Origin of the sequence: Acinetobacter sp. YH12254 (assembly GCF_013417415.1) — a bacterium.
In the GTDB taxonomy this organism is placed as follows: Bacteria; Pseudomonadota; Gammaproteobacteria; order Pseudomonadales; family Moraxellaceae; genus Acinetobacter; species Acinetobacter pseudolwoffii.
Window position 1 is genome coordinate 18804 of the sequence record NZ_VPEB01000009.1, and the last position, 23233, is coordinate 42036.

The window sequence follows — 23233 nt, forward strand, 5'->3', positions numbered from 1 at the left end:
ATGGCTACAATTCATGTCGATGGCAAATCGTATGAAGTCAACGGCTCGGAAAACTTGCTACAAGCATGTTTGAGTCTTGGCATTGATATCCCATACTTTTGTTGGCATCCGTCCTTAGGTTCTGTCGGTTCTTGCCGTCAATGTGCCGTGACTCAATACGCGAATCCGGAAGATACCCGTGGTCGTTTGGTCATGTCATGTATGACGCCTGCATCTGACAATACCTACATTTCGATTGAAGACAAAGAAGCAAAAGATTTCCGTGCTTCGATTGTTGAATTCTTGATGACCAACCACCCGCACGACTGTCCAGTCTGTGAAGAGGGTGGTCACTGTCATTTACAAGATATGACCGTAATGACGCAGCATGACCGTCGTCGCTACCGTTTCACCAAACGTACCCATTACAACCAAGAGCTTGGTTCATTCATTTCTCACGAAATGAACCGTTGTATCGCCTGTTACCGTTGTGTGCGTTATTACAAAGACTATGCAGGTGGTACGGACTTCGGCGTGTATGCCAACGCATCACGTGTGTATTTCGGTCGTCCGGAATCAGGCACTTTAGAATCTGAATTCTCGGGTAACCTGACTGAAGTCTGTCCAACAGGTGTATTTACCGATAAAACTCATTCGGCACGTTATAACCGTAAATGGGACATGCAGTATGCGCCAAGCGTATGCCAAGGCTGTTCTTCAGGTTGTAACATCTCTCCGGGTGAGCGTTATGGCGAACTTCGCCGTGTCGAAAACCGTTTCAACGGTGAAGTGAACCAATACTTCCTTTGCGATAAAGGTCGTTTCGGTACAGGTTATGTGAACCGCGAAGACCGTCCGCGTCAGCCACAATTCCGTAAAGGTGCGACTGTAGAAACTGTTTCAGTAGATGCAGCACTTGATACGGTCATTGCAAATATCCAGGACAAAAAAGTTCTGGGGATTGGTTCACCGCGTGCATCACTTGAATCAAACTTCGCGCTGCGTGAGTTGGTGGGTCAAGAGAACTTCTCAACAGGTTTATCTCAAAAAGAGCAAAATCTGGTTGAACTTGCAGCTTCAATCATGCAAACCGAGGGTGTTTACAACCCGAATATGCGTGAAATTGAAAGCTATGATGCAGTTCTGATCTTAGGTGAAGACTTAACCCAAACTGCGCCACGTATGGCTTTATCTGTTCGCCAAGCTGCGAAAAATAAAGGCAAAGAGATGGCAGCGGAACGTCGTACCCAAGAATGGTTGGCTGAGCCGGTGCAACGTATTGCTCAAGATGCGAAATCTCCGATTTACATCCTGGCTGCGACACAAACCCGTCTGTCTGATGTTGCCGAAGGCGAAGTGGTTGCTTCTCCAAACGACATTGCACGTTTAGGTTTTGCTGTTGCTGCGGGCGTGAAGGGCGAAGCAATTCTCGGTTTAGATGACGATGCGAAAGCATTTGCACAAACGATTGCCGACACCTTAAAAGCTGCGAAAAAACCATTGATCATCTCGGGTACCAGCTTACAAGATGCATCAATCATGGAAGCTGCTGCACAAGTTGCACAAAATCTGGGTAATGCAGGCTTGACCTTGACAGTTCCTGAAGTGAACTCGATGGGTATGGCAATCTTCGGTGGTCAAAGCTTAGAGCAAGCCTTTGCACAAGATTATGATGCAGTGATCGTGGTTGAAAACGATCTGTATCGTCGTCTACCTGCTGCACAAGTGGATGCTGCACTGGCAGGCAAAGATCTGATCGTACTGGATCACTCTGAAACTGAAACAGTGAAAAAAGCCGACATCGTGCTTTCTGCTGCAAGCTTTGCTGAAGGTGATGGTACGGTGGTATCGCAAGAAGGCCGTGCACAACGTTTCTACCAAGTGTATGACCCGAGCTACTACAATCCTGAATTGGCAATCAAAGAATCTTGGCGTTGGTTACACGCTCTGGAAACAGGCGTGAAAGGCAAAGCGATTTCTTGGACGTTGCTGGATGATGTGATCGAGTCAGTTGCGAAAAACGTACCTGCACTTGAAGGCATTCTGGATGTTGCGCCTGATGCGGGCTTCCGTGTCCATGGTCTTAAAGTAGCACGTGAACCACGTCGTTACTCAGGTCGTACTTCGATGCGCGCGCCATTGTCTGTCCATGAGCCAAAACAGCCAGTGGACAAAGACTCTGCATTAACCTTCTCGATGGAAGGTTATGTCGGAACTCAAACACCTTCAGCACTGGTACCATTTGCATGGTCTGCCGGCTGGAACTCGCCGCAAGCCTGGAACAAATTCCAGGACAATGTCGGTGGTCATTTGAAAGGTGGTGATTCAGGCGTTCGTTTATTCGACCGTTTGGCAAAACTTCCGGCACGTACCTTTGTTGCACCGGCACCTGTTTTGGTTAATGCTGAAAGCTTCCGCCTAGTTCCAATGCACCATATTTTTGGTTCAGGTGAATTCACCGTAAAAACACCAGCAATGGAAACACGTATTCCTGAAGCGGTATTTGCAGTGGGTGAGCAGGATGCAGCACGCTTAAATGTTCAAGATGGTCAGACAATCACGGTGAAAGCAGGTGAGACGTCAATCGTTCTTCCAGTTCAAGTGATTGAATACTTACCGACAGGTTATATTGGCTACCCAATCGGTCTTGCACCGACGGTATCTCTGGCAGAGCCTGTTTCAGTCGCGGTTGGAGTGTAATTCATGGAACAAGAATTAATCCGTCAAACGCCGTTGTGGGCTGAAAACTGGCCAATCGCCTATTCAGTCATTCAAGCGATCGTGATCTTACTGGTTGTGGTATTGATCGCTGCGTTGATGTCTTTTATTGAACGCCGTTTACTCGGCTTGTGGCAAGACCGTTACGGTCCGAACCGTGTCGGTCCGGGCGGTATGTTCCAGATTGTTGCCGACATGCTGAAAATCATGTTCAAGGAAGACTGGACACCAAAATTTGCTGACAAACTGACTTTCCGTATGGCGCCAGCAGTTGCAATGGCAACTGCGGTGCTGTCGTTCATGGTTATTCCTGTTTCACCTTATCTAGGTGTGGCAGACATGAGCATCGGCCTGTTGTTCTTTATGGCAATGGCAGGTATTGCAGTCTATGCAGTACTGTTCGGTGGCTGGTCATCCAACAACAAATACGCCTTACTCGGTGGTTTACGTTCTGCGGCTCAGACCATTTCTTATGAAGTGTTCCTGGGGATCTCGCTGATGGGTGTGGTGGCAATTGCTGGCTCATTCAACATGCGTGAAATCGTTGAAGCACAACGTGATGTCTGGTTCGTGGTGCCTCAGTTCCTTGGCTTCCTGATCTTCGTGGTTGCGGGTGTTGCGGTGACGCATCGTCATCCATTTGACCAACCAGAAGCAGAACAAGAACTGGCTGAAGGTTATCATGTCGAATACGGCGGTATGAAGTGGGGGATGTTCTTCGTTGCGGAATACGTCAACGTAGTACTGATCTCTGCTTTAATCGTGACGTTATTCTTCGGTGGCTGGCTCGCGCCATTCAACCTTGAAATTCCGTTCCTTCCAGCAGCATTCTGGTTCATTATCAAAACAGCATTCTTTGTAATGATGTTCGTGTTGGCACGTGGTTCATTAATGCGTCCACGTTATGATCAGGTAATGAACTTTGGTTGGAAAATTTGCTTGCCATTAGCTCTAGTCAACCTGTTGGTGACTGGTGCCGTGATCTTGTGGTAAGGGCAGGGAGAACAAAATGTTTAAATTTCTAGCTGGATTTGGATCGATTGTTCGTTCGCTTTGGATGGTGTTTAGCCATGTAACGCGTAAACGTGACACGATTTTATATCCAGAAGTGCCGGCCGAAGAAATCGTGCCACCACGTTTCCGTGGTCGTATTGTATTAACGCGTGACCCTGATGGCGAAGAGCGTTGTGTCGCATGTAACCTGTGTGCGGTTGCCTGTCCGGTAGGCTGTATCTCATTACAAAAAGCAGAACGTGAAGATGGTCGCTGGTATCCGGAGTTTTTCCGTATCAACTTCTCACGTTGTATTTTCTGCGGTATGTGTGAAGAAGCCTGTCCAACCACAGCCATTCAAATGACCCCGGATTTCGAACTCGGTGAATATGTTCGTCAAGACCTGGTCTATGAAAAAGAACACTTGCTGATTTCAGGTCCTGGTAAATATCCTGACTATAACTTCTACCGTGTCACCGGTATGGCAGTTGCAGGCAAGGACAAAGGTCAAGCACAGCGTGAAAGTGCACCTGTTGATGTACGGAGTCTATTACCATGATGTGGCCATTTTATTTAATGGCCCTTGTGGCCATTGTCTCTACGGTTCGCGTGGTGACTAACGCGAATCCGGTACATGCTTTATTAAGCCTGATTGTATCCTTGCTTGCTGTTGCAGGCATGTTCATGATCGTTGGTGCGCCGTTCGCGGCTGCCCTCGAAATTATTGTCTATGCTGGCGCGATCATGGTGTTGTTCGTGTTCGTGGTGATGATGCTGAATCTGGGTGAACAAACCGTTGAACAAGAACGTAAATGGTTAACTTCATCGGCGTGGGCTTATCCGGCGCTGATGAGCTTCCTGATCGGTCTGGTACTGGTATGGGTATTAAACTCTGATTACGCACAGCCTTCACTGGTAATGGGTGTGGAAATGGTGGGCCCGAAAGCCGTGGGTCAAGCACTCTTTACGCAGTACTTGTTGTTGGTTGAAGTTGCCGCGATGTTATTGCTTGCTGCATTAGTAGCTGCATTCCATTTGGGTAAACGTGAGCCAGATGCAGAAGAGGAAAAAGAATAATGGGCAACATCCCTTTAGAGCATGGTTTGATCGTTGCATCTATTCTCTTTGCACTGGGTTTTTACGGTGTAATGGTGCGACGCAACCTACTATTTATTTTAATGAGCCTTGAAATCATGATGAACGCTGCTGCTTTGGCGTTCGTCCTGGCGGGCAGTGCATGGGCACAGCCAGATGGTCAGATCATGTTTATCCTGATCCTGACGCTTGCTGCGGCAGAGGCTTGTATTGGTCTTGCGATCGTCCTTCAGTTCTATCATCGCTTCCATCACCTGGATGTGGATGCTGCTAGTGAGATGCGCGGATGAGTTATTTATATCTAACAATTTTATTTCCGCTCATTGGTTTTGTCCTGTTAGCGGCGGGGCGCAACAAGCTTCCTGAAAATGTTGCAGCGATAATTGGTGTCGGTGCAGTTGGTTTATCGGCACTGTTTGCACTGATTGCAGGTCTGGACTTTGTTAACAATGGTAAAGAACTCTATGTTCAGCACCTGTGGACCTGGTTCAATGTCGGTGGTTTTGCACCGGGCATCAGCTTGCAACTCGACGGTTTGTCTTTACTAATGCTGGGCATGGTGACAGGTGTGGGTTTCTTAATTCACATCTTTGCATCATGGTACATGCGCGGTGAAGAAGACTTTGCACGTTTCTTCTCTTACTTCAACCTGTTCGTTGCAAGCATGTTGCTTCTCGTGCTTGGCGATAACTTGGCGTTATTGTTCTTAGGTTGGGAAGGTGTAGGTCTGTGTTCATACCTGCTGATTGGTTATTACTACCAGAACCCTGCAAATGGTCTGGCGGCAATCAAGGCGTTTACTGTTACCCGTATCGGTGACGTATTCCTGCTGATTGCCATGTTCCTGATCTTCCAGCAATTCGGTACTTTGAATATTCAGTACATCGTTGAAAATGCAGCGACTGTAATGACGCAAAGTTCTTCGCTGACCATCTGGACAGCATTGTTATTGTTCTTGGGTGCGGCAGGTAAATCTGCACAGATCCCATTACAAACATGGTTGGCCGATGCAATGGCAGGTCCAACACCTGTTTCTGCATTGATCCATGCTGCAACCATGGTAACGGCGGGTGTTTACCTGTGCTGCCGTCTGTTTGCAGTCTTTGAACTTGCGCCAGAAGTGATGGTGTTTATTTCGATCACAGGTGCGGTGACCTTGCTTGTAGCTGGTTTTGCTGCATTGGTTCAGACCGACATTAAACGTATTCTGGCTTACTCAACCATGAGTCAGCTCGGTTATATGTTTATGGCAGTAGGTGCTGAAGCATACCAGGCGGGTCTATTCCACATGCTGACTCACGCATTCTTCAAGGCACTCTTGTTCTTGTCGTCTGGTGCGGTGATTTTGGCTTACCATCACGAACAAAACATCTTCAAGATGGGCGGTTTGTTCTACAAGAACAAATTCCTGTTTGCATGTTTCGCGATTGGTGGCGGTGCCTTGGCAGCGATTCCATTCCTGACCATTGGTTTCTTCTCAAAAGACGCAATTCTTGCTGCAGTCTGGACGCAAAGTCATATTGCTGGTTTACCAGTGTATAACACGCTGTACTGGGTCGGTGTTGCAGGTGCTTTCTTAACCTCGATTTATACATTCCGTCTAATCTGGGTGGTATTCTTCGGCAAAGAAAACACGCCTTATCATGAAATCAAAGGTGCAACTTACTGGGCGCCACTGGCGATTCTTGCTGTCCTTTCGACAGGTCTGGCAATCGTACTGAAAGCACCCGTGATGAGCATTCTAGATGCAGCCCAAATTCCAGCCTTCATTATTCCTGAAGCGCTTGAAGCAGGTGCACATGGTGCTGAATACATCGCCATTGCTGTTGCATTGACGGGTCTTGTGGTCGGTGTGGTGCTGTTCGCTTTTGCTTACAATGCAGTCAAACGTTTTGCTGCCACTTCTGTAGGTGTGGGTCTGGTTAATATCTGCCGTAATGCATTAGGTTTCGACAAGCTTTATGACCTGATTTTCGTCAAGCCATATTTGCTGTTCGCTAAATTGTTCGGTCGTGATCCAATTGATGGCTTATGGCTGGTACTTCCTGCACTGGTCAAAAGTGGTCACAGCTTTACAAGTTCACGTCAAACCGGTTCACTGCGTGAATATGCATCTAGTATGGGGCTCGGTGTCGTTGTCCTACTGATGATCTTGATCGTGATTCAGGTCGTGGGGAAATAAAATGGAAGCTCCAAACAATATTATTTTGCCGGCTCTGATCCTCATTCCGTTCATTGCAGGTTTCATATGCTGGTTGGTCGATAAACTCGACCAACACTTGCCGCGTTATATCGCGCTAATCGGTATGCTGGTGACTTTGGTTCTGACCATCGTCCTTTGGCAAACTGGTACCTATAACTATGAATTAGGCGCTGCGACACCTTCGTGGGCTGCCGAATTCAAACTGCCTTGGATTCAGACCCTTGGCATTAACATTCACTTAGCCGTGGATGGTTTATCACTTCTTATGGTTGGTTTGACTGCACTCCTGGGTGTGCTGGCAGTCGGCTGTTCATGGGGTGAGATTCAAAAGAACGTTGGTTTCTTCCACTTGAACCTTTTATGGTCTTTGGGTGGTGTGATCGGTGTATTCCTGGCGATTGACCTGTTCCTGTTCTTCTTCTTCTGGGAGATGATGCTGGTACCGATCTACTTCCTGATTGCCCTTTGGGGTCATAAAGGGGCAGAAGGCAAGTCACGTGTTTATGCAGCAAACAAGTTCTTCATTTACACGCAGGTTGCCGGTTTGGTGATGCTGATTGGTATCCTGGGTCTGGTGACTGTAGGCTATACCATGACTGGCGAAATCCGTTTCGACTACAACTATTTATTAGGTGTGGCGAATACGCTTGACGCTCAGGTTCCAGCGCTTGCTTATGCATTCATGATCTGTTTATTCATCGGTTTTGCGGTAAAACTTCCAGTTTTCCCATTACACGGCTGGTTACCAGATGCGCATGCGCAAGCACCAACCGCGGGTTCTGTTGACCTTGCAGGTATCTTGATTAAAACTGCAGCGTACGGTTTATTGCGTTTCGTGATTCCGTTCTTCCCGGCAGCTTCGGCTCAGTTTGCAGATATCGCGATCATTCTGGGTTTAATCGGTATCTTCTACGGTGCCTGGTGTGCTTTCCAGCAAACCGACATGAAACGCTTACTGGCGTACACATCTATTTCTCACATGGGCTTTGTTTTACTTGCGATTTACGCAGGTAACATCCTGACCTTCCAGGGTCTGATGATCATGATGTTGGCACATGGTATTTCCTCTGCTGCACTGTTCATTATGTGTGGTCAGGTATATGAGCGTGTGCATACGCGTGACATGCGTTTGATGGGGGGTATGCGTGGTCAGTTCCCGTATCTTGCATTCTTCCTGATGTTCTTTGTCGCGGCGCTTGTCGGTATTCCAGGTCTGGGTAACTTCATTGGTGAGTTCCTGATCTTGATGGGTGCTTATGCACAATTCCCGGCGTTCACTATTCTTGCGGCAATCAGTCTGGTATTTGCAGGTCTGTATGGTCTGATCCTGATTCACAAAGCCCTGTTTGGTGTGCCAAACGAAGCGCAAAAACAGCACTATACACATCCGTTAAAAGATCTGAATGCACGTGAAATCGCGTTATTGTTGATCTGTGCGTTTGGTCTACTTTGGCTTGGTCTATACCCACAAAGCTTCCTTGATGTGTCTAACTCAAGCATGGCGTGGTTAGCGAATAGCTACATTCCAGTTCAAGAAGTGGTTGAAGTTGCTGATCAGGTAACGACTCAACTTGAAAATGTGGAGATCCAATAAGCCATGAACTTCACAATGTCTTTTTCTGAGCTTATGCCGCTCGCACCTGTGATGATCGTGTCGTTAACTGCGATCGTCGTGATGTTGCTGACGGCAATCAAGCGTAATCATAATCTTGTTGCGACGACGACTGTTGTTGGTCTGAACTTAGCAGCGTTCTATATCATTTTCGTTCTGTTGGCAGGCACATTTGCACCTGCTAATGTGATGAATCTGTTCATCGTAGATCCATTTACGATGTTGTACCAGTTTGTGATTCTGATTGCTGCACTTGCCTGTAGTACCTTGTCACACGCGTATATCGAAACTTATAAAGATAACCGTGAAGAGCTGTATATCTTGATGTTGATATCCGTCGCGGGTGCAATGTTAATGGTGGCAAGCTCGCACTATGCATCATTCTTTATTAGCCTTGAGTTGATGTCGATTCCTGTATACGGCCTGTTGGCATATACACATCAACGTTCTCAATCGCTTGAAGCAGGTGTGAAATATCTGGTGCTTTCAGCAACTGCGTCTGCAATGCTGCTGATGGGTATGGCATATATTTATGCCTACACAGGTACTTTAAGTTTCGTTGCTGAACCGGGCAAACTGTTTACTGTATTCAGTCAGCCAGCTGTGATAATTGGTCTGGCCTTAATTGTATTTGCTGTGGCATTTAAATTATCGCTGGCACCATTCCACAAATGGACACCAGACGTCTACGCAGGTGCACCAGCACCAATCGCGACTTTCCTTGCGACTGTGGCAAAAGTGGCGATGATTGGTCTGTTTGTTCGTTATGTTTTGTCTTCAGGTTTAATCCTGGCAGACAGCTTCGTAACGATCATTTCGATTATTGCAGTATTGTCGATTCTTGCAGGTAACTTGCTGGCTGTTCGCCAAGTGAACCTGAAACGTATTCTGGCATACTCTTCAATTGCGCACTTTGGTTATTTGCTGGTTGCCATCGTCAGTTCACGTAATACCGATTTCTTACAGGTTCAAGGTTTTGCGACTTTTGAAAGTGTAAACGTGTATGTGATTACTTATGTATTAACCACGATTGGTGCTTTCGGTGTTGTGACGCTGATGTCGAGTCCGTATAACAATACGGATGAAGCGGGTAGTCTGGCTGAATACCGTGGTCTGTTCTGGCGCCGTCCAGTCCTGACTGCTGTATTAACCGTAATGATGCTGTCTCTTGCAGGTATTCCTTTAACTGCCGGCTTTATCGGTAAGTTCCTGGTGATTAAAACTGCGGTTGCAGGCGAAGCCTGGTTCCTGACTGCAATGGTTATTCTGGGTTCAGGTATTGGTTTGTATTACTACCTGCGCGTGATGGTCGTGCTGTACATGACACCACCTGAAACACCACGTCTAGATGCGGTGAATCATTGGGGTCAAAAAGTCGGCGGTATCATGGTATTACTTGCTGCACTTGCGGTACTTGTGATTGGTGTTTATCCAGATCCAGTGATTGCGATTTCTAAATATGCGTTCTTCGCAATATCACCTGAATTACAGCAATTCATTTTCACTTTGGTTCAAAGTGGTTTTAACTAATATCTGCGAAGATTGACGTTATTACAAAAAAGCCTCCATGATTGGGGGCTTTTTTATTTATACAAATCAATAAAAGCCTTTATAATAGCGGAAATTTATCTTTAACCTTTTAGGTGTTCTCCTGTGGCAATCCATGAAATCCGTCATCCGCTCATCCGACATAAGCTCGGTTTACTCCGTCGTGCAGATATCAGTACCAAAAACTTCCGCGAGTTAGCTCAAGAAGTGACCATGCTTCTGACTTATGAAGCGACTAAAGACCTGCCAATGGTTGAACATGATATTGATGGCTGGAATGGTGCTGTCACAGTTGACCGTATTGCCGGTAAAAAAATCACGGTTGTGCCGATTCTACGTGCCGGTATTGGCATGCTGGATGGTTTCTTAAATCTGATTCCAAGTGCAAAAGTATCTGTACTCGGTTTAGAGCGTGATGAAGAAACCCTGGAAGCCCGTACTTATTATAAAAAACTGGTTCCAGACGTACAAAACCGTATCGCGATGATCATTGATCCGATGTTGGCGACAGGTTCTTCTCTTGTAGCTGCAATTGATGTACTCAAAGCCAGTGGCTGTAAAGACATTCGTGTTATGGTTCTGGTTGCCGCACCGGAAGGTATTAAGCGTGTAGAGGCTGCACATCCTGATGTGATCATGTTCACTGCATCAATCGACAGCGGTTTAAATGAAAATGGTTATATCGTTCCGGGTCTTGGTGATGCTGGCGATAAAATCTTTGGTTCAGTTCAGAAAGACTAATTTTTGAACAGGACGAAAAAAAGGGGCTACTACAGCCTCTTTTTTATATAATGTAGATCGGGCATTTTCAGCATAGGACAACAGCATGAAAGATGAATTATATCAGGGCAAAATCAAACAGTACGACCCTGCAAAAGGTTTTGGTTTTATTGGTTCAGCTGAGGGAGATGTGTTCTTCCATATTTCAGACTTTCCTGCGGCAGAAGGCGAGCCAAAACGCAATGAACGCGTGAAATTTAATGTGGTAGAAAATGGCGATAAGTATAAAGCCATTAAGATTGAACGTGTTGAGGATACTTCAAAGAAAGCTAAAAAATCTAAGGTCGCTGCACATAACCAGTCAATTACTTCCGCATTACTATCAAATCTCAAGCGTTAATTAACCGTGAATTTGACTAAATGAAGAGGCATTTTCGCCTCTTTTTTATCTGAAAATTCATGAACTATAGTCTTACCTCAGGTTTTGTAACTTAAAGCTTGTACTTCGTTACGCAAACAATAAAACGTCTACCAAAGCGCTACAATCATCTCTATTCCTTCTCACTTAAAATACTATCTGTTGATTTATAGGGATAAATGTCATGTTTAGGAATGGAAAAATTAAAACTTATGATTCCGAACGTGGTACAGGCAGCATTGAGTTAGCAGATGACGCTCAAGAACTAAGTTTTAGGCTACAGGATTTACCTTCACCTGAAATTGATCCTCAAATTGGAGAACTGCTTAAATTTAGAATGATTCCTCATCAGGAAACCATAATATTGGACAATATGGTACGTCTAGATGTCAAAGTACAGGACGAGTTTGTAGCGGAAGTTGTGGCATTACCATCTTTGGCACCCACAATATCTGTTCCGTTAAAGCGTTCAATTCTTTTTAGCCCAACGCTATGGTTGGCACTGGTATCCGCAGTTGGTTTTATAATTTTGGGTGAAGTATAAATTTAAACCAGAAATTTTTAATTTTCTATTTTTAACTCGGTATTTCTCTATTCTTCAATTTAAAAAAGCGCCTATAAGTGCTTTTTTGGTTTTTCTATTAAAGAATTTCATAAAAGCTTTTTGATGTATTTTTTATTACAATTATTAAAAATATCAAAGACAAGAGTGAATTATGTTTCAAGAGGGGAAAATCAAAACCTATCACGAAGCACGTGGTTTTGGTTTTATTCAAATCGAAGGGGAATCTAAAGACTTATTTTTTCACATTAAAGACTTTCCCAATCAAAATATTCCACTAAAAATTGGGGAAAAATTAAAGTTTTTAATGGTTGAAGATAATGGAAAGTTTAAGGCAGACCATATTGTCCGGCTGGATATTAAATCAAAATTGGTTATTAAGCAGAATAATGATTTATATGAAGATCCTGAAGTACATGTTTCTCCACGTTATGAAAAGACAAAATTATCAACTCGATCCAAACTAATCACAATATCGGGATTAATTATTATTGCGATTCTTGTTGGGCTTGTTTATAACAAATACCAAAGCTACCAAGTTCAAAAACAGCAGAAGCTTGAACAACTGATGGTAGAGCAGCAACGAATTGTAGTTGAGCAGCGAGCGGCACAAGGTGATTTAGCTATGGAGGGATTATCTGAGCAGGGGAGGAAGAATCTAGAAAATCGCGGTGCTGAGTTACCAAGCCAAAGTTACTCTATTAATCCGAAAACTTCAGAAACGGCTTTGCCATCTGTATCTCAATTTAAATGCGATGGTCGAGAACACTGTAGTCAGATGGGTTCTTACGAAGAGGCTTTATTTTTTATCCGGAACTGTCCAAATACTAAAATGGATGGTGATGGCGATGGCATCCCGTGTGAAAGCCAATTTTAAGATAGAATAAAAAAGCACCTTCAGGTGCTTTTTGATTGAAAAAAAATTTAAGCTTCACAGAAATTCATAAAGGCTCTCAGGCCTGGCCCCTGATATTTCTGGCGATGTACCAGCATAAACAATGGACGCGTTAGAGACCAGAACGGAGTATTGAGAATCACCAGTTGACCTTTCTCGCGTAAAGGCTCAATCGCAAGTTTGGAAATACAGGACATGCCGATTCCGCCGGCTACGATTTTCAAAATTGCTTCATTATGGCCAAGTGTCAGACGGATATTGGCATCCGGCACATCTTTCAAAATGGCATTATCAAAGACTTCGCGAGTACCTGAACCTTCTTCGCGCAGAATCCACTCTACAGATTTGAAATCTTCCGCGGTCAGCTCACGGTTCAATTGCGCTAGGGGATGATCCGGTGCACAGCACACCGCCAGCTCATCATCGCGCCAATGGATACATTGCAGTTGTGGCAGATGACAGGAGCCTTCGATCAAGGCCAAATCCAGCTGGAACTGATTCACCGCTTCAATCATTTGACGGGTATTACCAACTTGCAGCTGTAAATGCGCTTGAGGCTGAATTTTTAGAAAATCGGCCATCAGGTCAGGAATCAGGTAATCTGAAATGGTCAGGGTTGCACCTAAACGTAAATCGATACTTTGAAGCTCACCTTTCGCAACCTGTTCAAAAGATTCGCATCGACCTAAAATTTCCAGCGCTTGAGGGAGAAGAAAGCGCCCTAGGTCATTGAGCTGTAAACGTTTGCCTAGACGGTCAAATAATGGAGCACCCAGACCATCTTCCAGATCTGCTAAAGCCATACTAGCCGCACTTTGAGTAAGTTTGACGGCATCGCTAGCCTTCGTTACGGTACCCTCTTGTGCCACTGCTACAAAAACAGCCAATTGGCGTAAAGTCATGCGCATGAGTAGAGCCTTAACATTTAAAAAATATTAATAAATTATATTGCCATGCTACCATGAGCACAGTCTTTCATGCCACGTTGAAATCATGTCAATTGAAAAATTTAGCCAAGAAAAAGTTTTATCTGTACACCGCTGGACCAATACATTATTCAGTTTCACCATGACACGCCCGGCACACTTCAAATTCACTGCGGGGCAATTTGCGCGTATTGGCCTGCAAGTGGGAGATGAACTGGTGGTTCGTGCCTATTCGGTGGTGTCATCTCCTTTTGATGAAACTCTGGAGTTTTTTTCGATTGTGGTTCCAGAAGGTAAATTTACCTCCAATTTACAGCACCTTAAAGTAGGGGATGAGCTGTTTCTGGAAAAAATTCCGTATGGTTATCTGACGCTGGCCCGTTATCAGTTGCCCTTGCCCAAAGACTTGTGGTTACTGGGCACTGGAACTGGTCTGGCACCGTTTCTGTGTATGTTGCAAGACTTTGAAACCTGGAGCAAATACGAAAAAATCAATCTGGTATATAGCGTGCGTAGCCGGGCTGAACTCGCTTATGTGGAACGGATTCAGGAAATTGCCGAAACCTTTGGCGAAGGACATAGCGGATTTAAATTTATTCCGATTATTACCCGTGAGCCTGATGCACCTTTGCACGACCGCTTACCGGTGCTGATTGCCAATGGCGAGCTGGAAAAAGCCGCAGGTATGCAGCTCAATCCGCAAACCACCCATGTCATGCTTTGCGGTAACCCGGAAATGGTCGATGATACCAAAGAAGCCTTAAAAGCCCGTGGCCTGATCATGAACCGGCGTGGTGAAGGCAATATTGCAGTCGAGAATTATTGGTAAGTCTGAATTGCTGATTGTCAAAAGCTCATCCTTGGATGAGCTTTTTTATCTGCAAGGTGAATAATGACAGCTTAGTGCAGAATCTTGTTCAGGAATTGCTGGGCACGCTCACCACGCGCTGTATTAAAGAAATCATCTTTACTGCAATCTTCCACAATTTTTCCCTGATCCATAAAGATGACCCGGTTGGCAACCTGTCGGGCAAAGCCCATTTCGTGGGTGACACACATCATGGTCATGCCTTCTTTGGCCAGACCGACCATGACATCGAGCACCTCATTAATCATTTCAGGGTCAAGCGCAGAAGTTGGTTCATCAAACAACATGGCAATCGGATCCATGCTCAGCGCACGGGCAATCGCGACACGTTGCTGTTGTCCGCCAGAAAGTTGTGCCGGGAATTTATTGGCCTGTGCACTTAAGCCGACACGATCCAGATAGGCAAGTCCTTTCTGTTTGGCTTCGGCTTCAGAACGACCCAATACCTTGATCTGGGCAATGCTCAGGTTCTCGGTAATACTGAGATGCGGGAACAATTCAAAATGCTGAAATACCATGCCCACGCGACTTCTTAGTTTATTTAAATTGGTTTTCGGATCATTAATTTTAATTCCATCGACCAGAATACTGCCTTGCTGAACAGGTTCCAGACCATTGACAGTTTTAATCAGGGTGGATTTTCCTGAACCAGAAGGACCACAAACCACCACCACTTCACCTTGCCGAATCTGGGTGGTGCAGTCGGTCAGTACCTGAAAATCTTTATACCATTTACTGACATGCTGGAGGTCAATCATGACTTTGGCTTCGTTCATACAGTTAACCTCTGCTGTAATTTTTTAACAATATAGGTGGCGATCATACTGATGGTGAAATAGACCAAACCGGCAAAAATAATATATTGGGTGAGTAAGCCCATCAGGTCACCACGCACATAATTGGTGCGAAAAAAGTCCAACAGGCCAATTGCATACACCATGGTGGAATCCTGAAACAAAATAATGGTCTGTTGTAATAATAGCGGTGTCATTTTGCGAAAGGCCTGAGGCAGTACAATCAGGCGCATGGACTGGCCATAGCTCATGCCGAGGGCAGAGGCCGCATCTGTTTGTCCCTTAGGAATAGACTGGATTCCGGCACGGACAATTTCGGAAAAATAGGCGGCTTCAAACAGCATAAAAGCCACAATACTGGACACCAGTGCCGTATCCACGGTCAGATATTTTCCAGTCACCCCAGTATAGATAAAAGGCACAGCGAAGTAGAACCACATCAGTACCAACAGCAGGGGAATTGAACGGAACAGGTTGACATAACCCTTGGCAATCCAGTTCAACACCTTGATTGAAGACAGCCGCATCAATGCCAGTAAGGTGCCAATAAAGACCCCGCCAATGGTGGCAAAAAATAAGACTTTTAAAGTAATACTCAGACCATGCCATAGGGCAGGTGCGGATAATTGTAAATCCTGAAAAAATGCAGTGAACCATTCCATTATTTAGTCCCCGCAATCAGACCGGGCACCTGAAGGCGCTTTTCCAGAAAGTTCATCAAGCCAATCAGGCAGACATTGATCAGGATAAAAATCAGGGTGACATAGGTGTAAATCTCAATGGTATTTTGCGTATATTCGCTGATGGTTTTCATCTGGGAAATGAGTTCCGCAACCCCGACCAGTGAGGCCACCGAGGTGTTCTTGACACAGTTGGTCAGCTCAGAACTTAAGGGAGGTAAGATCATGCGAAAAGACTGCGGTAAAATCACATAGCGATATAATTGTGTGGTGCTAAACCCCATAGCATAGCCGGCATTGATCTGCCCGGGTGGAATGGCTTCAATCCCGGTACGCACCTGCTCACAAACCCGCGCTGCGGTAAACAGTCCCAAACCAATACTGGCTGAAATCAGCGCCGTGGTATTGGCTCCCAGATCATTGATCCACCAGCTTTGAATGCTGTTCGGCAGAAAATTCGGAACCACATAGAACCAGATAAATAACTGGATCAGTAAAGGCACATTCCGAAAAATGGTGACATAAGCGCTACCAATCGCCCGGGCCGTTGGGCTGGGCAAGGTGCGCATGATGCCCAGCAGGCTACCCAAGAGCATGGCAATCGACCAGGCTACAATCGCAATGACCGCTAACCAGCCGAGGCCAGTCATGATCCAGTTGAGATAGGTGCTATCACCAATCCCGGTCGGTTGTAATAAGACACCCCAATTCCAGCTGTAATTCATGATCACTCCAAAATGGGCTTAAACAGATGATGCTTAAGCAGATGAATAAGACTCAGAATCTATTGATCGCGGTCATGCGGGGTGCTGATCAGGGCCTTCAAGTCATCAGACATGGCAAAGTTCAGGTTGATATTTTTCGGTGGAATCGGCGACTGGAACCATTTCTGGTACATGCTATTGATTTCACCGGAGCTATATGTGGCTTTAATCGCGTCATCTACCACCTGCTTAAATTCGGGGTCTCCCTTACGTAACATACAGCCATAGATTTCATTGATGGGCGCTGTACCCACAATGTGCCATTGTTGCGGATTTTTAGCCTTGGATTTTTCTCCCGCCAGTAAAATGTCATCCATCATAAATGCAGCAGCACGGCCACTTTGCAGCATTAAAAAGGATTCTGCATGGTCTTTGGTCGAAATAATTTCACCAAGGCCCAATTCTTTTTCATGCTGACGAATATAGCGTTCCGATGTGGTGCCGGCAGTGGTCACCAGTTTTTTGCCTTTCAGATCGCTAAAATCTTGAATACCAGAATTGGTTGCGGTTAATAGACGGGAACCTACTTGAAAAAAGCCAACAGAGAAATCGACCTGTTGCTGGCGTTCCTTATTATTCGTCGTCGAGCCACATTCCAGATCAACCGTACCGTTGGAGACCAGTGGAATCCGGTTCTGGCTGGTCACCAGGTTGTAGCGGATTTTTAAATCAGGAAGATTCAGCTTTTGTTTGACGGCTTCGACCACTTTTAGTTGCAGGTCATGGGCATAGCCGACCGGCTGATTCGGATTATCAGCGATATAAGAAAATGGAATCGAGGAGTCACGATAACCTAATACAATCGTGCCGGACTGTTTGATCTTATTGAGCGTGCCAGAAGTATTCTCGTTGCCTTGCTGATTGCTTGGTGCCTGATTATCACTACAGGCACTCAGTCCCAAGGTCAGGGCACTGGCACACAGCAGCGTAGCGAATTGAGTCTTTGCTTTCATCGTGAAACTCCATTTTTCATTTTCAATTATTATGAGTACGCCCGTTTTCAGGCGCTGCTAAGACAATATTCTGATTATTGCTATAAAGTCTAAGTATTCGTTTATATTCATCTTAGTTGATGATTCAAGCATGACTCAAGCTGAATTTATTGCTGAAATGTTACTGAATCAGAAAAGGAAATCTGCGAGATGCTCAAAGGAATGCAAATAAATAAAGAGATTGAATTACAAGCATAAGAAAGAAAAAGTCATAAAAAAACCTCCAAACTGGAGGTTTTTTTATCGGTTCAAGCTTAATGCACAAACATATCCATCGATTCACGAATTTCTTGAATGGCCGTTTCGACATCGGAACTGAGCCAGGTCGGTTCAAAGAATCCAGCGTAATGCTCAAGACGATCCGCAGGGACGACTAAGCGTACCGGACAATCCTCTTCCAATAAACGCCATGGAATAATTGGCACTTCATTGTCAAGCCATGCTGTTACATCTCGGATATCGATAATCATTGCGTTGACACAGTCCGGGAAAGGCATCACGGAAAACTCTTCAGTACGACGACGGAAATACTCCAGGTCTTGCCAGCGCAGTGCAAAACTCGGTTTACTGAATTCGATAATCCCGATCAGATGCTGATCGCGAGTATGATGCAAAGTGCATTGGTGGGTGACATCAGTGTCAAGATCCAACGATACACTTTGTTGACGATACGCCATAGAGCTCGATGAAATAAAAAAATGAGGGACACATTATAGCCCATTTTATAGAAACTGAGCAGTGCTATTGTTTAGCGCAAATTTTAGTGTTGGTTCTGCCCTGAGGTCGCGTACTGAAGCTCTTGAATTTCAAAGGACTGCATATCACTCAGGCAACTCAAGCAAACTGGGATTGGAAAAGAATGGAGAAGCTAAACCTCATTATCAGCGTGATTATAGAGCCTTTTTCTTTTCTGGTACGCTTTATATAGCTCTATAAAAAGGTTTAAGCGAATAGTGTTGCAATTATTCAAGCAATTAGATGTGTTGATCTGCCAGTAATTTTCTATGTCATTCACATGAGGGAAAAATGAATAGCAGCATAATGCTGAGTTAAACCTGTTTACCATCAACCAGTAGCGATCAGTGAATTAAAAATGAACACGATTTCTTAAAGATTATTCTAAATATTATTCATACATATAACTTACATCCCGTCACCATCTCACCATGTTTTGTCACAGAAGCTGTTTTAACTGCTTGTTATGCTAAAAATCTACTTATGAATAACAAAGAGTGAGGATGGTTATGGTCGATGATTTCAATAAAAAACCACCTTTAGATCATCAGGCAGAAGTGACGCAAAAAAAGCGTATTCCTGTTTATATCTTGATTTTGGTAGGTATCTTTTTACTGGCATTACTGTTCTATATGTTTGCTGACATGAATCCAGACGCAAATGATGCACCTGCTGGACATCCAAACCCTAATGTGCAACCTGCGACACCAAACAATACGACTCCAGTCGGTGAACCTACAGAAGCTACTGCAACGCTAGGTGATGGAACAGAAGCAACAGCAACTGCGACAGATGATGCACAGGCGGCTCGATAACTCAGACATATATCAAAAGCTCTAGTGAAACCACTGGGGCTTTTTTGCAATATATTGTGATGTTTAAGCTAATGATAGCTAGCTGGTTTAAATCTAAAAACATCAAATCTGAAGGTGAATCCGAAAGAAGAAGGGGCTGAATGTTTCAAGGATAGGCTCCCGATTTCAGATAAATAGCTTAATAACAAAGAGGGTAAAACAACATGAATGATTATATGAGAAGTCCGCGTGGCGGCTTCGACGCCATGTATTATTGGGATCAGTTTCATCCCATTCTGAGTGCAATTGCCATATTAGTCATTGGTTGGATCATTGCATTACTGGTTTCGGCAGCAGTCAAGAAAGTCTTGCAAAAACTTGGAACCAATACACACTTAAATACGGCGACAGGCCATCGCTCTAATATCGAAAGTATTATTGCCCGGGTGGTGTTCTGGATTATTCTGATTATTGCCGTAATTGGTTCACTGAATGTACTCAACCTGACCAGTATCAGTGGTCCTTTCAGTAATATGATTCAGCAATTCCTGTTATTTATCCCGCAGTTACTAGGTGCAATTGCAGTCGGATTCATAGGGTGGATTGTCGCCAACCTGGTGAAAATAGGGCTACAAAAGCTACTTGACCGAACCCAACTAGACGAAAAACTCAGTGCTGAAGTGGGTGTCAGTCCCATTAGTCAGAACATCAGTGAAATTGCTTACTGGTTAATTTTATTACTGTTCTTGCCAATCGTACTGTCTATTCTGGGACTCAACGGTCTGTTGTTACCAGTTCAGAATATGCTGACTGATGTCGTAAGCTACTTACCAAATATCTTTATTGCTGCAGTGATCATTTTTGTCGGTTATATTCTGGCAAAAATTGTTCGCGGTATTGTTGAAGGCCTATTAAACAGTCTGAATGTACAACAACAAGCTGAAAAAGTAGGTATTTTCAAAAATTCCAATGTGGCACAGGTGATTGGTTCATTCATCTTCGCTGTCGTGATCATTACTGCATTGATTATTGCTTTTGAAGCATTGGGTGTCGAAGCGATTTCTCAGCCTGCCACGGCGATGCTGTATGAAATCATGAATGCCATTCCGAATATTATTGCTGCTGCCTTAATTCTGATTCTGGCTTATGTGGTCTCTAAACTGGTCGCACGTCTGGTGGTTGAAGTGGTATCGGGTACAGGTGTTGATGAAATTCCTGCCAAACTGGATGTACAGCGTTTTTTAGGCACCACTAAACTTTCGAGTGTGGTCGGTTATCTGATCGTATTGTTCACCATGTTATTTGCAGTGTCCGAAGCAGCAGACCGTCTCGGCTTTGAACAGGTGAGCGGCCTGATTGCGATGTTTATTTACTTCGGCGCCAACATCTTGCTCGGTGCCGTGATTCTGGTGATCGGTTTCTGGCTGGCAAATATTGTCGCGAACATCGTACAACGCGGTGAATATAACAGCTCACGCTGGTTAGCGAATCTGGTGCGTGTCCTGATTATGGGCTTGGTCGTTGCCATGGGTCTACGTGCCATGGGTATTGCCGACTCGATTGTGAACCTGGCATTTGGTTTAACGCTGGGTGCTGTCGCAGTAGCATTTGCTCTGGCTTTTGGTCTGGGTGGTCGTCAGCCTGCGGAGCGAGTTTTAACAGATCTGATTGATAAAGCAAAACGCGAAGCCAAAGAACCGAATCCAGTCAAAGATCAAGCTGAAAACAGCATATTTTCAGGATTAGGTACTCAGAGTACTTCAAGTACAACGGACATGGCAGGCACGACAGGTGCAGCGATGGGGATGGGTTCTACAGATACATCAATGGGACAATACTCCGACCGTTCACAAAACATGACCGGTACTACTGATTCTTCAACCACTACGCCAGGAGCAGGTATTGTGCCAAATCAAGATTCAGACGCAGAGGGTACTACGCCAATGAGTACGGACTTATCGCATACCACACCGGCAATCCTCACCACTGCACCGCAGGATGATGAATCATTGGGTATTGATCCGGTCAATCCGGATGCGGATCAAGCCGTACCTGATTCAGTAAAAGTCGATCCGACTCATCCGCCAGTCAATAATCCATTTGGTTCAACCGGAGAAAAAGAACCAAATGTCGATATTGATCGTTCCACTCAGAAAAAAGATGACCTGAAATAACCTGTCATTTTTAACCAAAATCGGCCACGCTCATGTGGTCGATTTTTTTCAGTCACGAGGAAAAATAAATGAATAGCAAGAAACCCAACAAAGTTCTGGCTCCTTTGGTTATCGCGGGAATTACCATTGGCTTTTTTACCGCGGCCTATCGATTTATTTTTGTGAAGAGCAAACAGGACGAGCAGTCAGAGCGAGCGCTGGATAGGAAAATACCTGATACAGACGAATTTAACTGAAAGAATTCTGCTGAATAACAAACAATAGAATTTGGCCTTTAAGAAATATATAATATTCAGGTGAATACCAAAACGATTTTGGTATTCTTCTTGCATTAAAAATATAAAAAAGGAGATCAACATCATGTGGCAAACACTATCATATACATTCAAGAACACTTCAACAGATGAAGCACCGCCATATTTGCGAGAAGCCACTCGAAAAATGCAGCTGACGATTGACCGTTTAGGAAATACGACCAATCTCAAGCTGTTTAAAACAGATTATCTGGAATGAACTAAATATCAGTCTTGATGATCTATTGATTAAACATATTCCGATGCGGCATGCGCGGATGACCATGCCCATTGGAAATTATAGCCGCCCAAATGCCCGGTAACATCCAGCACCTCACCAATAAAATACAGGCCTTTCTGCTTTTGACTTTCCATGGTTTTTGAAGAAACCTCACTGGTATCCACACCGCCCAAAGTCACTTCCGCAGTACGGTAGCCTTCTGTTCCGGATGGTTTCACTTCAAAACCATGCAGCCGTGTCGCAATCTGCTCCAGTTGATTATCACTGATATTGCCAATTGGGTTTTCTGCGACGTCAGTCCAGATTAGACCCTGTAATTCAGCCACGACACTTTTCGGTAAAAATTCATTGAGTAAAGTGCGCAATAATACTTTGGGCTGGCTTTGTTTTTTGGCTTTAAAGAAATCCAGCAAATCTACACTTGGTAAGAAATCGACTTGAAAGCTTTGACCGACATTCCAGTAATTGGACAATTGCAGGGAGCTTGGGCCACTTAAACCACGATGGGTAAACAGCAGTGCTTCGGTGAAACTGTTGAGCTCATTGGAGAGTGTCGCTTCTACGGCATTGCCACTCAAACGAGTCGTCACCTCCTTAAATCCATCAGAGAAAGTGAAGGGCACCAAACCGGCACGGGTTGGATAAACATGATGTCCAAACTGTTTTGCGATGTCATAGCCAATGCCCGAACCACCCAGCGTCGGGATGGACAAGCCACCCGATGCCACCACCACAGATTCAACCTCAAAATATCCAATTGACGTGGCGACTTGAAATCCTTGATCATCGACTGGATTGACTGCTTTTACTTCGCAGCTGGTTTTAAGATCGACCAGACCGGTTTTATCACATTCTGCCAATAGCATTGACAGAATATCTTTTGCACCATTGAGGGTAAACAGTTGTCCATGTTTGCGCTCTTCATAAGCAATGCCATATTCACAGACCAGGCCAATAAAGTCCCAATTGCTATAACGCGTTAATGCTGAAATCACGAAATGTGGATTATGCGAAATATAATGGCTTGGTTCGACCTCCAGATTGGTAAAATTACATTTACCTCCGCCAGACATCAGGATTTTTTTGCCAACTTTAGTGGCTTTTTCCACCACTACGACTTTACGCCCACGTTGTGCAGCCATATACGCCGTCATTAAACCTGAAGCACCGGCACCTATGACGAGAACATCGTATTGCTTGGAAGACATAAAACACTCGAGGGAGAACAA

At 44.7% G+C, this 23233-nt stretch carries 24 protein-coding genes; 17 read left to right on the plus strand and 7 right to left on the minus strand.

Annotation, left to right across the window (positions count from 1 at the left end; all coding sequences use genetic code 11):
- The 12 genes from nuoG to FTV29_RS08485 all read left to right on the plus strand — a co-directional run bounded on the left by nuoG (position 1) and on the right by FTV29_RS08485 (position 12725).
- Positions 1-2679 carry an NADH-quinone oxidoreductase subunit NuoG gene (nuoG, locus tag FTV29_RS08430; protein WP_180075356.1) on the plus strand — a complete coding sequence of 893 codons (2679 nt, stop codon included), beginning with the start codon at positions 1-3 and terminating at the stop codon, positions 2677-2679.
- A gap of 3 nt (positions 2680-2682) precedes the next feature.
- The gene (nuoH, locus tag FTV29_RS08435; RefSeq protein WP_005097920.1) at positions 2683-3690 is read left to right on the plus strand and encodes an NADH-quinone oxidoreductase subunit NuoH; all 1008 of its coding nucleotides are present in this window, start codon (positions 2683-2685) and stop codon (positions 3688-3690) included.
- Between the two features lie 16 nt (positions 3691-3706).
- The gene (gene nuoI, locus FTV29_RS08440) at positions 3707-4249 is read left to right on the plus strand and encodes an NADH-quinone oxidoreductase subunit NuoI (protein WP_005097919.1); all 543 of its coding nucleotides are present in this window, start codon (positions 3707-3709) and stop codon (positions 4247-4249) included.
- A complete protein-coding gene (gene nuoJ / locus FTV29_RS08445; RefSeq protein ID WP_171063341.1) occupies positions 4249-4767 on the plus strand; it encodes an NADH-quinone oxidoreductase subunit J in 519 nt (172 codons plus the stop codon). Before nuoI ends, nuoJ begins: the two co-directional genes overlap by 1 nt.
- Entirely contained in the window at positions 4767-5075 is a 309-nt protein-coding gene (nuoK, locus tag FTV29_RS08450) for an NADH-quinone oxidoreductase subunit NuoK (RefSeq protein ID WP_004280769.1), read from the plus strand. Before nuoJ ends, nuoK begins: the two co-directional genes overlap by 1 nt.
- Positions 5072-6967 carry an NADH-quinone oxidoreductase subunit L gene (gene nuoL / locus FTV29_RS08455; protein WP_180075357.1) on the plus strand — a complete coding sequence of 632 codons (1896 nt, stop codon included), beginning with the start codon at positions 5072-5074 and terminating at the stop codon, positions 6965-6967. The genes nuoK and nuoL overlap by 4 nt, the downstream gene beginning before the upstream one ends.
- Before the next feature lies 1 nt (position 6968).
- Positions 6969-8582, plus strand: a complete 1614-nt coding sequence (nuoM, locus tag FTV29_RS08460; RefSeq protein WP_100329150.1) for an NADH-quinone oxidoreductase subunit M — start codon at positions 6969-6971, stop codon at positions 8580-8582.
- Positions 8583-8585: 3 nt separating this feature from the next.
- Complete coding sequence (gene nuoN / locus FTV29_RS08465) at positions 8586-10130, plus strand: NADH-quinone oxidoreductase subunit NuoN (RefSeq protein ID WP_074383461.1); 1545 nt, start codon at positions 8586-8588, stop codon at positions 10128-10130.
- Positions 10131-10253: 123 nt separating this feature from the next.
- A complete protein-coding gene (gene upp / locus FTV29_RS08470) occupies positions 10254-10889 on the plus strand; it encodes a uracil phosphoribosyltransferase (protein WP_005097912.1) in 636 nt (211 codons plus the stop codon).
- Between the two features lie 85 nt (positions 10890-10974).
- The gene (locus FTV29_RS08475; RefSeq protein ID WP_005097911.1) at positions 10975-11268 is read left to right on the plus strand and encodes a cold shock domain-containing protein; all 294 of its coding nucleotides are present in this window, start codon (positions 10975-10977) and stop codon (positions 11266-11268) included.
- Positions 11269-11470: 202 nt separating this feature from the next.
- The gene (locus FTV29_RS08480; protein WP_005097909.1) at positions 11471-11830 is read left to right on the plus strand and encodes a hypothetical protein; all 360 of its coding nucleotides are present in this window, start codon (positions 11471-11473) and stop codon (positions 11828-11830) included.
- 172 nt (positions 11831-12002) lie between these two features.
- Complete coding sequence (locus FTV29_RS08485; protein ID WP_180075358.1) at positions 12003-12725, plus strand: cold shock domain-containing protein; 723 nt, start codon at positions 12003-12005, stop codon at positions 12723-12725.
- A 47-nt stretch (positions 12726-12772) separates the two neighbouring features.
- On the opposite strand, the gene gigC is transcribed toward FTV29_RS08485, so the two are convergent.
- A complete protein-coding gene (gene gigC, locus FTV29_RS08490; protein ID WP_005169640.1) occupies positions 12773-13651 on the minus strand; it encodes a LysR family transcriptional regulator GigC in 879 nt (292 codons plus the stop codon).
- An 85-nt stretch (positions 13652-13736) separates the two neighbouring features.
- Between gigC and FTV29_RS08495 the strand changes: the two genes are divergently transcribed.
- Complete coding sequence (locus tag FTV29_RS08495; RefSeq protein ID WP_100329147.1) at positions 13737-14498, plus strand: ferredoxin--NADP reductase; 762 nt, start codon at positions 13737-13739, stop codon at positions 14496-14498.
- 71 nt (positions 14499-14569) lie between these two features.
- On the opposite strand, the gene FTV29_RS08500 is transcribed toward FTV29_RS08495, so the two are convergent.
- The 5 genes from FTV29_RS08500 to FTV29_RS08520 form a co-directional block, all read right to left on the minus strand.
- A complete protein-coding gene (locus FTV29_RS08500) occupies positions 14570-15295 on the minus strand; it encodes an amino acid ABC transporter ATP-binding protein (protein ID WP_171063342.1) in 726 nt (241 codons plus the stop codon).
- 14 nt (positions 15296-15309) lie between these two features.
- Positions 15310-15993, minus strand: coding sequence for an ABC transporter permease subunit (locus tag FTV29_RS08505; protein WP_005169642.1), 684 nt, complete (start codon positions 15991-15993; stop codon positions 15310-15312).
- A complete protein-coding gene (locus FTV29_RS08510; RefSeq protein WP_074383457.1) occupies positions 15993-16736 on the minus strand; it encodes an amino acid ABC transporter permease in 744 nt (247 codons plus the stop codon). Before FTV29_RS08510 ends, FTV29_RS08505 begins: the two co-directional genes overlap by 1 nt.
- A 59-nt stretch (positions 16737-16795) precedes the next feature.
- Positions 16796-17728 carry a transporter substrate-binding domain-containing protein gene (locus FTV29_RS08515; RefSeq protein ID WP_180075359.1) on the minus strand — a complete coding sequence of 311 codons (933 nt, stop codon included), beginning with the start codon at positions 17726-17728 and terminating at the stop codon, positions 16796-16798.
- Positions 17729-18021: 293 nt separating this feature from the next.
- Positions 18022-18444: a hypothetical protein gene (locus FTV29_RS08520; RefSeq protein ID WP_005097893.1), complete on the minus strand. Its 423-nt coding sequence runs from the start codon at positions 18442-18444 to the stop codon at positions 18022-18024.
- Between the two features lie 567 nt (positions 18445-19011).
- On the opposite strand from FTV29_RS08520, the gene FTV29_RS08525 reads away from it, so the two are divergent.
- The 4 genes from FTV29_RS08525 to FTV29_RS08540 all read left to right on the plus strand — a co-directional run bounded on the left by FTV29_RS08525 (position 19012) and on the right by FTV29_RS08540 (position 21983).
- Positions 19012-19317: a hypothetical protein gene (locus tag FTV29_RS08525; RefSeq protein WP_180075360.1), complete on the plus strand. Its 306-nt coding sequence runs from the start codon at positions 19012-19014 to the stop codon at positions 19315-19317.
- A gap of 203 nt (positions 19318-19520) precedes the next feature.
- Positions 19521-21470, plus strand: a complete 1950-nt coding sequence (locus tag FTV29_RS08530) for a mechanosensitive ion channel (protein WP_074383455.1) — start codon at positions 19521-19523, stop codon at positions 21468-21470.
- A gap of 68 nt (positions 21471-21538) precedes the next feature.
- Positions 21539-21706, plus strand: a complete 168-nt coding sequence (locus tag FTV29_RS08535; protein ID WP_005097883.1) for a hypothetical protein — start codon at positions 21539-21541, stop codon at positions 21704-21706.
- Positions 21707-21830: 124 nt separating this feature from the next.
- On the plus strand, positions 21831-21983 hold the full coding sequence (locus tag FTV29_RS08540) for a hypothetical protein (RefSeq protein ID WP_171294244.1): 153 nt from the start codon (positions 21831-21833) through the stop codon (positions 21981-21983).
- 29 nt (positions 21984-22012) lie between these two features.
- Here FTV29_RS08540 and FTV29_RS08545 read toward each other — a convergent pair whose 3' ends face one another.
- Positions 22013-23212 (minus strand): NAD(P)/FAD-dependent oxidoreductase, encoded by a 1200-nt coding sequence (locus FTV29_RS08545; protein ID WP_180075361.1) that lies wholly within the window; start codon positions 23210-23212, stop codon positions 22013-22015.
- Positions 23213-23233: the final 21 nt, after the last annotated feature.